Origin of the sequence: Ferrimonas senticii DSM 18821 (assembly GCF_000422665.1) — a bacterium.
Lineage (GTDB): Bacteria > Pseudomonadota > Gammaproteobacteria > Enterobacterales > Shewanellaceae > Ferrimonas > Ferrimonas senticii.
Map to the genome: position 1 here is coordinate 320,531 of NZ_AUGM01000004.1, position 12,849 is coordinate 333,379.

The 12,849-nt window shown below is 53.7% G+C and carries 10 protein-coding genes; 5 read left to right on the forward strand and 5 right to left on the reverse strand.

Annotated elements, in window-relative coordinates:
* Positions 1 to 12: 12 nt before the first annotated feature.
* Complete coding sequence (locus G506_RS21225; RefSeq protein WP_028115928.1) at positions 13 to 4,950, forward strand: S8 family serine peptidase; 4,938 nt, start codon at positions 13 to 15, stop codon at positions 4,948 to 4,950.
* A gap of 133 nt (positions 4,951 to 5,083) precedes the next feature.
* On the opposite strand, the gene G506_RS0105120 is transcribed toward G506_RS21225, so the two are convergent.
* From G506_RS0105120 to G506_RS18880, 3 genes are all read right to left on the reverse strand, one after another.
* Positions 5,084 to 5,500 (reverse strand): hypothetical protein, encoded by a 417-nt coding sequence (locus tag G506_RS0105120; protein WP_156904801.1) that lies wholly within the window; start codon positions 5,498 to 5,500, stop codon positions 5,084 to 5,086.
* Between the two features lie 124 nt (positions 5,501 to 5,624).
* A complete protein-coding gene (locus G506_RS0105125; protein ID WP_156904802.1) occupies positions 5,625 to 6,581 on the reverse strand; it encodes a winged helix-turn-helix domain-containing protein in 957 nt (318 codons plus the stop codon).
* Positions 6,582 to 6,694: 113 nt separating this feature from the next.
* Complete coding sequence (locus tag G506_RS18880; RefSeq protein WP_051201914.1) at positions 6,695 to 7,435, reverse strand: TetR/AcrR family transcriptional regulator; 741 nt, start codon at positions 7,433 to 7,435, stop codon at positions 6,695 to 6,697.
* A 438-nt stretch (positions 7,436 to 7,873) separates the two neighbouring features.
* Between G506_RS18880 and G506_RS18885 the strand changes: the two genes are divergently transcribed.
* Positions 7,874 to 8,674 carry a cupin domain-containing protein gene (locus tag G506_RS18885; protein ID WP_051201915.1) on the forward strand — a complete coding sequence of 267 codons (801 nt, stop codon included), beginning with the start codon at positions 7,874 to 7,876 and terminating at the stop codon, positions 8,672 to 8,674.
* Positions 8,675 to 8,745: 71 nt separating this feature from the next.
* Here the strand turns inward: G506_RS18885 and G506_RS0105140 are convergent, their stop codons facing one another.
* Entirely contained in the window at positions 8,746 to 9,591 is an 846-nt protein-coding gene (locus G506_RS0105140; protein ID WP_028115931.1) for an enoyl-CoA hydratase/isomerase family protein, read from the reverse strand.
* 94 nt (positions 9,592 to 9,685) lie between these two features.
* Here G506_RS0105140 and G506_RS21230 point away from each other — a divergent pair, with 94 nt between their 5' ends.
* The gene (locus G506_RS21230) at positions 9,686 to 9,811 is read left to right on the forward strand and encodes a hypothetical protein (protein ID WP_276197522.1); all 126 of its coding nucleotides are present in this window, start codon (positions 9,686 to 9,688) and stop codon (positions 9,809 to 9,811) included.
* A 205-nt stretch (positions 9,812 to 10,016) separates the two neighbouring features.
* Positions 10,017 to 10,817, forward strand: a complete 801-nt coding sequence (locus G506_RS0105150; RefSeq protein ID WP_028115932.1) for a DUF4437 domain-containing protein — start codon at positions 10,017 to 10,019, stop codon at positions 10,815 to 10,817.
* A 55-nt stretch (positions 10,818 to 10,872) separates the two neighbouring features.
* Here G506_RS0105150 and G506_RS0105155 read toward each other — a convergent pair whose 3' ends face one another.
* Positions 10,873 to 12,072 carry a DEAD/DEAH box helicase gene (locus G506_RS0105155; RefSeq protein ID WP_035387014.1) on the reverse strand — a complete coding sequence of 400 codons (1,200 nt, stop codon included), beginning with the start codon at positions 12,070 to 12,072 and terminating at the stop codon, positions 10,873 to 10,875.
* A 98-nt stretch (positions 12,073 to 12,170) separates the two neighbouring features.
* Between G506_RS0105155 and G506_RS0105160 the strand changes: the two genes are divergently transcribed.
* A complete protein-coding gene (locus G506_RS0105160) occupies positions 12,171 to 12,779 on the forward strand; it encodes a LysE/ArgO family amino acid transporter (protein ID WP_028115934.1) in 609 nt (202 codons plus the stop codon).
* Positions 12,780 to 12,849 lie beyond the last annotated feature (70 nt).

Consider the following 12,849-nt stretch of genomic DNA (forward strand, 5'->3'; position numbering starts at 1 on the left):
TTGAGGTTATAAATGCAACTAAAAAAAGCGACCATCATGACACTGACGGCGCTGTATGCTGCGGGAATGGGCTCGGCCCACGCCTCGGCCAACAGCCACAGTGCCAATATAAGCGCCGACTCTTTGCTGCAACTGCATGCCAGCGACGCCCAACTTAATCACAACCGCATCGTTCGCCAACAGCCCGGCATGACCCTGCAACAACGGCCCGGCTCTATCGGCCTAAACGTTCACCGCAGTATCGCCGCCAGCAGCACCAAAGTGCCGTTTGAATGGGAAGCCGATATCAACGGTGAACAGACCTACATCGTGCAACTGACCGACGCCCCAGTGGCACTCTATCAGGGCGAGCGCCATGGCTTTGCGGCCACCGCAGTGCGCGCGCAGAAGCAATTTAGCCGTGGCGCCAGCAGCGCCAATCTGCACCCACAAAATCCAGTGGTCGCCAGCTACCGCAGCTTTTTGGGCAATCAGCAAGACGGTGCATTAAACCAAATTAGCCAAGTTGCCCCTGCCGCCAAAGTGACCCGCCGCTTTACTATGGCACTGAACGGCATGAGCATGCGTCTAAGCCAAGATGAAGCCGCCAAAGTGGCCGAACTGCCCGGCGTCAAAGCGGTGACTCGCGCCAAAACATATCAACTGTTTACCGATGTTGGCCCCAAACACATTGGCGCTGATCAGCTATGGCAAGGGATCGGGGTGCCCAGCAGTAACACCGTCTTTGGTGAAGGTATTATCGCTGGGATCTTGGATACCGGCATCAACACCGATCACCCCTCCTTCGCTGCAATTGCCGGCGATGGCTATCAACACATCAATCCCTTTGGCAGCGGTAACTTTGTCGGCGACTGTGCCATCGCCGAATACGCCAGCCTATGTAACGACAAGCTGATTGGAGTGCGCTCCTATGAGGTGATCACCGACAGCTATAAGGATCCAGGGTTCCAGCCAGAGGTACCTGAGTGGGAAGTCGATTACCTGCGACCGCCAACCGGCGAGGATTACAACGGTCACGGCTCGCACACCGCCGCCACCGTTGCCGGCAATCTGTTGTTTGATGTGCCCTACAAACTGCCAAGCCTTGGAGTCAGCGGCGATGGCTTCGACACCGACTTGGTGTTTCCAGAGGTATCCGGGGTCGCACCACGGGCCAATATCATCTCCTATCAAGTCTGTTTTGCCGGTGGCTCCGGCGATCTGTATGCCGGTTGTCCAGGGGATGCCCTGTTGGCGGCCGTCGAAGATGCCATCAGTGATGGCGTTGATGTGATCAACTTCTCCATCGGTGGTTTGGAGAGCCTGCCTTGGCACAGCGCCCTAGAGATGGCCTTCCTAGCCGCCCGTGAGGCCGGCATTTCCGTGGCAGCCTCTGCCGGTAACTGGGGCACCGCCGGTCCCTCGTTGATTGACCACGTTTCACCGTGGCTAACCTCAGTTGCCGCTAGCACCCATGGCCGCGAAATCACTGCAACCGATGGCAGCTTAGGCAGCTTTACCGGTGAAGGTGCACCCGCGCAAATCATCGGTAAAGGGGTAACCGGTGACTTTACTGGCACGCTCGTTAACGCCGCCGACTTCGATGACATTGAGGCCGGCATGCCCGGCGATGGCATGTGTTTACAACCCTTTGCCGATGCCACCTTCAGTGCCGATCAAATTGTTCTGTGTAAGCGCGGAGAGATCGCCCGCGTTGCTAAAGGCACCCACGTTGCCGCTGGCGGCGCCGGTGCAGTGGTGCTATACAATGCCGTCGCCTACGACGATGGCCAAGGTGGCAATAGCCTAAATCTCAACCCATTCCCAATCCCGGGGTTGCATGTTGATTACTACGCTGGCCAAGAGTTGGTAAGCTGGCTGGAAAACAGCGAAGTCGCACCACAGGCAACCATCACCGCGTCCGAGGTGATCACTCAAGCACGCGATGCCGACGTACTGGCAAATTTCTCTAGCCGCGGTCCTAGCCGTACCAATCCCGATACCATGGTGCCCAATGTCTCAGCCCCAGGGGTAAACGTATTTGCCGCCTACGCTGACGACATGCCATTTACCCAATATCCGGCGCCAACCGACTATGCGGCCATCAGTGGCACTTCAATGTCTGGCCCGCATGTGGCCGGCGCCATGGCGCTGCTTAGCCAAGCCCACCCAGACTGGACTCCAGCGCAGATCCAATCGGCTCTGATGACCACCGCCTTGCCGGGTAAGTCCTACGACTTTAGCTACCCACCACAACTGGTTGATGCCAGCTTCTATGAGATGGGCAGCGGCGTAATTAACGTTGCCCGCGCCGTTAAAGCCGGACTGCTGCTGGATGAAAGCGGTGATAACTACCGGGCGGCGAACCCTGCCGAGGGTGGCGATGTAACCGCCCTGAACGTGCCTTATCTGGCCAATAGCGAATGCGCCGGCAGCTGTACTTGGATGCGAACCTTTACCGCGACTGAAACTGGCAGTTGGCAAGTGACTGCTGAAGAGTTGCAGGTCGATGGCACCGAATTCCTTGAACTTGAAGTCTACCCAAGTGAATTCACCTTGGCCGCAGGTGAAAGCCAAAGCATCATGGTGACCGCCAAGATCATGGACGTTGAAAGCGTATTTGCCACCTCCTCCTCGGTCGAGGTCTTTGGCAAGGTACACCTAACGCCAGATAACGCCGCGCTGCCAAACCAATACTTGCCAGTGATGGCTCGCTTTGCCGGTGATGCGTTACCCGCCATTGTTAGCGGTGATATCCATCGCGACAGCGGCAGCATGTTAACCCCAGCGCTGCAGACTCGTCAGATCGCTGAACTTGGTGTAAAAGTCAGTGGCCTGACTGCGGGCACCGACTACCACTATCAACTGTCAAAAGCGGTTGATTACAGCTTCCGCGAGCCAGAAACGCTGATCAACAATCCTGGCATCGCCATCGAATTCTTCGATGTACCGGAAGGTACCCGCCGCCTAGTCTGGGAGATCAAGCACGAAGATAAGGCGGTTAAGAGCCAGCTGGATATCGGCATGGATCTTGATGAAGATGGCATGGTCGATTGGTTTGACGAAGCGATCTGTTACTCCTTTACCGATCTGAACGACTACTGTGCCATTAATGATCCTCGTCCAGGCCGCTACTGGGCAGTAATTGGCAACTACAAAGACGTTTGGGGCGATGCCGAAGACAGCAAAGACAACATCACCATGTCGTTGGCTTTGGTTGGCAGCGACGACAATAGCAGCCTCACCGTGTCAGGCCCGAGCAGCACCGATGGCTTAACCCCATATCACTTGCAGATGGACTGGGATCTCGACGCACCAGAACTCGACCAGCGCTACTACGGCGTAGTCGAAGTGGGTAATACCCCAGAAAACATCGGCAACGTCGGCATGATGGCAGTTAACCTGACCTATGTAGGCGACGATCTGGCGGTGGCGGCTGACCGTCAGCAAGTTGGCGAAGGCGACACCGTTGAGTTTGCCATCACTATGGCACCAAACCTGTTGGGGCTAGAGCGCAGCGTTGATCTGCAAATGCAGTTAAGCGATGGCCTAACCCTGCTGCCTGAAACCTTAAGCATCATCAGCAACAACAACGATCTGGCCGGCGACGCCGAGATTGACGGCAACCGCATCAGCTTGGCCGCCACCCAGATCGCCAGTAACGCCATCACCCGCAGCTATTCGTTTAGCACCAGTGACAACGATCCGATGTGCCGGATCCCAGTTGGTGATGACCCCTTCTATTTGGATCTGTTTGATGTCGCCGGCTTTGAGCCAAGCCCAGAGATCTTCGGCCCAGTAAACCGTATGGCATGGATGAGCCTCAGTGACTTTGGTTTGGATGCTATCCCACTGTACGGCAACATCGAGTACATGGAGCGTGACATCCTGCAAGTGTCGCCTGGCGGCTTTATTCAGTTGGATTCGCTGCCGCTGTTCTGGCCGGCACACTACCCAATGGACGCTGACTTCTTCCCAGATACTGTGGTTGGACCGCTATGGCGTGGTGACGGCGTGATTGAAGAGCCGATGCACGACTACGTCAACGAGGAAACCCATGGGGTAACCATGGCGACCACCACCGATCGTCGCTACCTGATCGTCGAATGGGACAATATGAAGCAAGGCCCGGCGTTCTTTATCAACGACAACCCCGATCCAGACGCCCGTTACAGCTTCGAATTATTCGCCTCAACCGAACTTAACTTTGCTCCAGGTGAACATGAGTTCGTGTTCGCTTACGACAAGATGGTTGGCGACAAGGGGCACCTTGGCTCAATCGGTCTGCATGGCTACTACGGCCCTCGCGGCACCTTTGGTCCGGCTTACGGTTACCTCGGTGAAAGCTACGCCTTTAACGACGTTGATGAGCGCGTCGCCGAAGGGATGGTGCTGTGTGCCAACTATCACGGTCCCGAGCAATCGGCCATTGAAGTGCGTTTCCAAGCCTACAGCGGCGCCAACGCCGTTGGCCAAGCGCAGCAACTGGAAGTCACCAGCAGCTACGATGGCAACAGCCTGACCAAGGTGGTGCAATTGGCCTCGCCATCCAACCTAACCATGTCACCACTGAGCGACATGAGCGTTGGCGAAAACCAAGCCATCAGCTTTGATGTGCTGCTGCGCGATCGCGATAACAGCGCTAATGGCCTGATGGTGGAGGCTGAGCACATCAATGCCACGATCGACGGCATGACAGTAACGTTGACCCCGGAACAAGATTGGCATGGCGACACCACCGTGACCGTGACCGGTTACGATCTGGCATTTCCCAACGATGCAATCAGCCAACAGTTTACCCTGACTGTTATCTCTGACGGCCAAGACCCTGCGCCACCAACCAATCCTGGTAGTGGCAGTGGTGAGGAGCCTGATGATGTTAGCGACGACAACAGCGGCGACTCTGGTAGCGTTGGCATCGTTGCCCTGATGCTGCTGATGCTGCTCAGCTGGCGTCGCCGTCAAGCCTAATTACCCAAGCAACATCGACCAAGGCCTAGCGTTCGCGCTAGGCCTTTTTCGTTTCAAGAAGATAAAAAAAGGGTCGCCGACAAAGGAGGAGCAAATTCGGCGACCCTTAAGGGGCTGGTAAATCGCAGTAGCACTAGAAATACAGCGGTAATAGCCCGGAGCTACGCTGTACGCCGTTACACACGACTTGGACTACTGCCCCCAGATCTGTCGCTGGGGATTGCTGAAATACTTGGCATTGCTGCTGTTGTGGTTGCTGATTGACGGTGATCTGTACCTGCGCCAGATCACTGACCTGATAATCAAACTTAAACGGCTGTGGGGTTGGGGTAATTTCAAAACGCTGCACCGCCAACAGTTGCTGTTGCTGCGACAGTTGCAAGATGACGCTGCCAGCCGAACCGTAAATGATACCTCCAGGTTGAATTGGCGCCGTCGCAGCTTGCAGTGCCAGCGTGCTCGAAAACACCCCAGCGGCAACGCCAGCAATCAGCACCGCTGGCACAATTTGCGCGGAGATAATTTGCGCAAGTCTCGCTGAATTTTGCATTGCTCTCTCCATCGACCCGACTTACATGCATGACGTTGCACTGAAACTGCCTTAGTGGCTAAAAATAGCCATTGAACCCCTTTGAATAATTTTGAAGCTTATGTTTTTCAATAACTTAGACTTGCTATAATTGCAGCGGCAGGTGACCGCTTAGCAGTTGGTAAAGTTGCTCCGCTTCCACCGCAACCCCTTGTGCGCCATGTTGCTGGAGCAGTCGTCGCTGCTCGGCAGAGGGCAAAATGGTGTACATCAGATAGGGGGTATCATTGCCGCGCTGGCGTAGGGTTTGTACCAGCTTTAACCCTGCTAATGGCTCATCGGCACGACCCATATCGGAGATGATGGCGTCGTAGTGATACATCGACAGCAGCATCAATGCCTCATGGCTGTTGGTGGTGGTATATACCGCGACTCGCTGCTGCTGCAGAAAATGCACTTCATTAAGGTTATTTTGTGGATGATCATCGACCCATAAGATCCGGCCGATAGGATTAACCGGTTCGCCCAACTGCAACCGCTGCGGTGGCTGCAGCCACTGCCACAACAGCAACGCCAAAGCGACCGACAACAACGCCGACAGCAGCCAGCCCCAGCGCAACAACCACGGTAACTTTGGCGTTAACGAAGCTGGCGTTGCCGACGCAGGCACGGTAGCGGCGGGCGCTGCAACATCCGGAATAGCAACGGCAGTAGCGGCAACCGTACGCTCAGAATGGGCAGGTTTAACCGAAGCCTGCTGCAACTGCTGCTGAGCCGTTACCGACAACCGATAACCGCGACCATGAACGGTTTGAATCAAGACAAATTCAAGGCCGGCCTGCTTAACCAATTTGCGGGTATCTGATACCAAGCGCGACACCGACCAATCGCTAACGACGGTATCGGGCCATAACTGCGCTAAGATACTGGCATTAGTGACCGGCTCTGGCGCCGCTTCAATTAGCATTATCAGCAGCCCCACTTGCCGTGGCTCGGTGCTGATCAGTTGGCCATCACAAGACAAACTGCGTTGTTGCCCATCCACCACAACTTGGCCAATCCGATACTCCATGGTGTTGGCGATATCCTTATCAATACACACACAAAGCACATGGTTACACTAGTGGCTTTATTGGCGCAAGTGGCCAAAGAGCGAATACTCAAAAAATACCAATTAAGAGCTAATTGCTATATTGCTCAGTAAGTTGCAACCATTCACCCAGTGGCATGCTGCAAACAGTAAAGGCACTTGTCTTGTTGCTGCTGTTCTAACTGATTAAGGTACATGTAACAGCGCATCCCCATCTTTTCAAACGCGCTGTAGCTCACTTCACTGTTCCACTGGTAGCCTTTAAATAGATGGGTTAACTGGTTAAAAACCTTGGTACGTTCTTCATCAATAAACTGGGTATCGATCAACCCACACTCCAACGCATTTAAGCAACCACTTAGGAAAAAAGTTACCGACTGAGTCAGGTAAAGGATCTCTTCATCGCTGGCAACCAGATCGCCATTGCTGACCAGATCTCGAATGCCTTGGTTAATGTAACGCCAAAAGTTATCGATCTTCTGTTTAAACAAACGCACCTTGCGCTCGTCGGCCATCTTCCACACTCGTGAATTCACCGACACTTGCCGCACCAGCAAAAATGCCGGGTACTTATGCGCCATCTCAAAACTGAGCACGATCGGCAATAAAAACCGCTCAATCAGCGTCATGTTGGGGTATTGCGCTTCAATCGCCGCGAAATGATTGGAGGTCGCATTGCGTAAAAATAAGCACACCAACAGATCCTCTTTGCCCTTAAAGCGCTTATAGAAGGTGGTGGTCGATTGGTTGGATTCGGCGATCACACTGGAAACGTTAAACGACAACAAGCCATAGTTCTCGATATGGTGTTCAGCCACGTCCAAGATTTGGCTTGCTCGTTGTAAGTTGACTCGTTCACAGGGCATCGCGGATTCCTACTTATTCGCTGCTTTAGCGCTGCAGAATAGGCAACTTTGAACCCGATTACTGTGATGGCTTTCGGCTTTAGCCACTAGCGATTACGACCTAGAAACCGATTTTACTGAATCAATCTTCAGAAATGACGACGGCTGCAGCAATTGCCAAAAAATATTATTTTTGAACTGGGCAGCCCATCGAAAAAACTTCGTTCACGGCCTCTCGTGATTGCCAATCGGCAGATCACAGTTCCTTGGCGATCATGACAAATAAACTTCACTATCCGCTGAATGTGGCTCACAAGTGGCAACTCTATCTATAAAGTTATTTTGCTAAAGCGCCACAGTTGCCACGGCTTCACTGTTTTATCGTCGTTTCATCCAAGCGCTTGTTGATGCTCCTGCGATTACCGAGCAAGCGCACGCAAACACCAAAGAGAATGTCAGATGAAACAGACTTTAATCGGCCTAACGCTCGTTAATGCAGTATTGGTTGCCGCCCCAGTTGCCGCCAATTCCGATCACAGCGCTGAAAAAATGATGAATGAACACGGCCACTTTGTGACCGCGCAACGACCGTTCCAGCAAGGCACCCACATCCCGTTCGTAACCAGCCCATTCTCGCCATCTAAGACCATGCCAGAGCAGTGCCGTAACCCTAAGGTTGAGGCCTACATTAAGGCGTGGGAAGCCGGTGAAGTGAACTTCGACACCATCGCAGCCGATGATTCGGTACCAGCAAAGAACCGCGGCTGTTTCACCCTGGACGATGCTGGCAACGTGCTGACGCTAGAACGCTGTGATGTCACCGCCTCACCGGTAGGCTACATCTGGAAGAACCTCAGCGACTGGCCAACCACCATCGGCATCACCAATGGCTTACCATCGGATCACAACCCGCACTACCACGGTCAGCCAGAATGCTACTACGCGGTATCCGGCCGCGCTCGTACGCTGGCTGAAGGCGAATACAAATGGATGGAGACCGGCGACTACTTCTACATCCCAGGACAAACCATTCACAACACGCCGATTGAAGATCCAGCCGGCTTTGGGGTGATCTACTGGTACCCAGAAAATGGTCACTTTGATGGCTTTAAATACTACTGGCGTAACGACGTTAAATACCTGCGCCCAGCAGAAGCGGCGTTTGACGAGGTCGACGTCATGCGTAAAGCGGCGATGGGGCTGAAGCCTTACGGCGATAACCAAGAATACTTCGACAAAAAACTGTCTGAAGCGAAATAAACTGCCCGACAGCCAAAACGCCGCGAACCTCACTCGCGGCGTTTTTCTATGCTTTCATTACTGCTTGAGCTTCAGTTAATGTCTTGGATATTAACCACCAACTGTTGCCAGTTCTTCTGATTATCGATAGAGAACTGCGCGCCCTCATCATCGGCCCACTGAAAGCGTTTTACCGCTGGGGTGTGACTGGTGGCTTGATAAAGCCAGTACGCTTCTGCTTTTAAGGCATCGACAATCGGCTGGTCAATTGACTCATAGACCATCTTCTTGGTGGCATTGATCGAATGCGCCGGCCACTGGGCGATACGATTCGCCAGATTTTCCACGTAGGGACCAATCTCATCCGGTTCTAGCGCTTTGTTAATGGTGCCGTAGGCTTCCGCTTCATCAGCATCAAAGTCCCGAGCACTTAAACAGATCTCCAACGCCCGCCCAAGCCCTGCTTGTCGTGCCATCCGCGAAGCACCGCCGCCGCACGGCAAAATCCCCATCGCCACTTCCATCTGCATCATCTTGAACTTACCACGAGCGGCAAAACGCATATCGCAAGCTAGGGCAAATTCATGGCCGCCACCGCGAGCCATCCCCTCTAACTTGGCGATAGTCGCCTGCGGCACCTTACTGATCCGCTCACACACCGCTTGCAGATCCAGCACTTGCGCTTCGTTGCGAGCGATCGCTTCCGTCGGCATCTCTTTCAATAGATCGGTGTCATAGTGACACACCCAAATATCAGGATTAGCCGACTGGAACACCACCACTTTGACGCCACGATCGTTCTCCAACCGAAACGCCAAGGCGTTTAAGTCCGCCAGCATCTGTTGGCCTTGCACATTCACCGGCAGGAAATCGAAAGTAACCCACGCCACCGCATTATTGACTTCCACGGTAAAGGTTTGAAAGTTCTCGTAATACATTGCATCAGTCCTTATTGAGCGAAGTTATTGCCACCGCAGGTGGTGGCGCTGGCACCTCAACAAGGCTAGTCGAAAGTTGTAAGTCAAACGTCCAATGGGCATCGGCAGTTACAAACGCTCTGGCATCGGCCGCGAAACCCACCTACAAGCGTTAAGTAACTACCAGCAAACCAAGAACCTGCTGATCAGTTACGATCCCAATCCGCTGGGCTTTTTCTAAATTTCACTGATAGCAATGGCAGCATAAACGGCGTGATTTAGCGCCGTTTATGCTGGTGTTAAAAGCATCACGACCACGCTTTGACGCTAACGATTCTTTAGCAAAGCCACAATCTGTTTCCCATTTCTCAGCATTGTTGACCTCGGTTTCCCCAACTAGGCTGAGCTGCAGTTAATTTTGATAGCTATTTCCATGGGGATCCTCAATGAAACTCAAACCGCTAGCGCTCGCCAGCATTGCCGCCATCTGCATCACTTCCGCGCAGGCCAACGAACATCGTGTGATCGCCGCCGATGACATCAACTGGGGCATGCTTAACCCCGCCCGTGGCGAGGCCAGCCCCAAAGCCGCCGATCTGTGGGGCGATCGCACCAAAGATATGGCGACTGGCATGCTGGTGAAGTTTCAAAAAGGCTTTAGCTCGCCACCGCACATTCACAACATCAGTTACCGTGGGGTGGTTATCGAAGGCTTGATGCACAACGATGATCCTGACGCCGCGGCGATGTGGCTACCACCAGGTTCATTCTGGACCCAACCCGCCGGCGAAGATCACATCACCGCCGCCAATGGTGAAGCCAATATGATCTATCTGGAGATCGACAGCGGCCCATATTTGGTGCAGCCCAGCAGCCAAGCGTTTGATAATGGCGAGCGGCCAATCAACATCGACTCCAGCAATCTGGTGTGGCTGTCTGCAGATGACGCCGAATGGGTTGATCGCGGCGGCGCTCAAATCGCTTACTTGTGGGGCAACCCGCAAGCCAACAGTGGCAGCTTTGTTAAATTGCCTGCTGGTTTTGATGGCGAAATCGAAACCAACGGTGACCTAAAAGCGGTTGTGGTGAAGGGCTATGGCCAATACCTTTGGAACAATGAAAAACCGTCAACCAAGCTAAGTCCAAGCAGCTTCTTTAGCTCTAGCGGCAAAGGCGAACACCACATCAAAGCCGACAACGAGTTACTGCTGTATATCAACACCAATGGCGGTTTCAGCGTCGAATAAACCGCCATCAATAACAAAGCCAGCAATATGCTGGCTTTACTGTTTAGGGCGATGATTACTGCGGTTTGCGCTTGGCTTTCGGCACGTAATTCAGAATCGAAATTGGCACCGGTTTACGTGGCGCAAATCCCTCGATTTCCCGCCGCTCCAACAGGTGGTTAAGGCGGCTTTCAATCATGCACAGGTTTTTAAAGTCGTCTTTGGACACCAGTGAGATCGCCTCACCTTGGGCGCCAGCGCGGCCGGTACGACCAATGCGGTGTACGTATTCGTCCGCCGGGAATGGCAAATCGTAGTTGACCACCCGCTCTAGGTTTTCAATATCGATACCACGGGCAGCAACGCCAGTGGCCACCAGATAGTGGATCTTGCCCGCTTTAAAATCTTCCAGCAGTTGCTCGCGCACCGCTTGGCTGCGACCGCTGTGGAAGCTCTCCGCCTCAATGCCGCGCTTGGCTAACTGTTCCACCAACTTGGCAGCGCCGTGTTTGGTTTCGATAAAGATCAGCGCCCGTGGCCATGGGGTTTGCTGGATCAAATGGCTCAGCAGCGACGATTTCTTATCTTTATCAACGGTGGTGATCCACTGCTCAATATTCGCTTTGCTGGCCGCGGCGGCGGCAATGGTGATCTGCTGGGGGTTGTCGACCGCATTTTTCGCCAGTTCGCGCACCTTTTGTGACAAAGTAGCCGAGAACAGCAACGACTGACGCTCGGCTGGCAAGCGGGTGACGATCTCATCGATGGCATCGATAAAGCCCATATCGAGCATCTTATCGGCTTCATCCAGTACCAGCACTTCTACTTCATCAAAGTGCACCGCACGCTGAGTGTAGAGATCCCGCAGACGGCCTGGGGTCGCCACCAACAGATCGACGCCATCCAGCAGCGCCTGTTTTTGCGCTTGGCTATCCACCCCACCGTATACCGCCAGAGTCTTTAACCCGGTGTGTTTGGCGTACTTAGCGGCGCTCTCCGCCACCTGCAGCACCAATTCGCGGGTTGGCGCCAACACCAAAGCACGAAAACGCTTTTTGCGTTGGGTTTCCCCGCCCGCCAAGCGCTGCAAAATTGGCAGCACAAAAGCGGCGGTTTTGCCGGTACCGGTCTGGGCGGCGGCGATCAGGTTATCGCCACTGAGCACCAGTGGGATCGCTTGGGTCTGGATCTTGGTTGGGGTTTGGTAACCGGCGTCGGCCACCGCTTGGCACAGTGGCGCCAGCAACCCAAGGTCAGTAAATGAGGTTGAGGACATGGTCACTTCTACAGAATCACAATCTGGCGCGGATTATAGCGACTATTGGATTTAGGCTATGAAATAATTACCGAAATCTTCAACTCCCCAATTTCGCTATGTCTAGCTACTTCGCCGGTTTCAGCCTTGGGCTGTCACTGATCCTACCGATCGGTTCACAAAACGCCTTCGTCCTGAAACAGGGGCTGAAAAATCAATATGTGCTGCTGGTGTGCTGCATCTGTGCGCTGTCTGATGCACTGCTAATTAGTGCTGGTGCCGCCGGCTTTGGCGCCATCGTCAAGCAGTTTCCAACCATCGAAACCGTCGCCCGCTATGGTGGTGCACTGTTTTTAGCCAGCTATGCGCTGTTCAGCTTCTACTCTGCCGCGACGGCTTCACAGCGGTTAGAAGCCAGCGAACACAGCGCCAGTTCGATGACCAAAGCGGCGTTGATGTGCTTGGGATTCACTTGGCTTAATCCGCACGTATATCTGGACACCGTGGTGCTGCTGGGCTCAATCTCGACTCAATATGGCGAGCAACAATGGCAGTTTACGGTAGGCGCCATGGCCGCATCGCTGGTGTTCTTTTTCTCGTTGGGGTTTGGCGCACGCTTGCTGGCACCGGTGTTTAACAAGCCGAAGGCGTGGAAGATGCTGGATCTGTTGATGGGACTGATTATGGCGCGACTGGCTTGGTCTTTAGTCAGCAGCGCCTCACTGTAACTGTCACAAGTAAGCGCTTCATTTATACCTTTTGCAGATAATTAATCAGCAACAGAGCGATTATATACAA